The sequence below is a fragment of the Polaribacter sargassicola genome (assembly GCF_021991835.1).
Taxonomy (GTDB): Bacteria; Bacteroidota; Bacteroidia; order Flavobacteriales; family Flavobacteriaceae; genus Polaribacter; species Polaribacter sargassicola.
The window spans coordinates 1-372 of record NZ_JAHDAU010000072.1 but is presented as its reverse complement, the minus strand read 5'-3'; the positions used below and the strand labels follow the sequence as shown (position 1 = coordinate 372).

The window sequence follows — 372 nt, the reverse complement described above, 5'->3', positions numbered from 1 at the left end:
CGGGACTAGCGTGGAGCCATGAGCAACGCTGACAAGGCCCGCACACTCACCGACCTCTACCTCGCCCCCGAGATCCTTCGCGTCGTGAACATCTGGGACGTCGTCTCGGCGAAGGCGATCGCCGCACTCCCGGAGACGCGCGCACTGGCCACGGCGGGGCACTCCATCGCGGCGAGCTTCGGCTACTCGGACGGGCAGATCCCCCGGGAGCTCATGCTCGACATGGTGGGGCGCATCGCAGCATCCGTCGATCTGCCGGTCTCGGCCGACCTGGACGATGGCTACGGCGACGCGGGGGAGACCACCCGGCTCGCGATCGGCGTGGGCATCGTCGGCGCGAACGTCGAGGACAGGCTGAAGCCGTTCGCCGAG

At 69.4% G+C, this 372-nt stretch carries 1 protein-coding gene; it reads left to right on the top strand.

Annotated elements, in window-relative coordinates:
* Positions 1 to 18 precede the first annotated feature (18 nt).
* A partial coding sequence (locus KI686_RS17435) for an isocitrate lyase/phosphoenolpyruvate mutase family protein (RefSeq protein WP_237590306.1) occupies positions 19 to 372 on the top strand: 354 nt, incomplete at its 3' end.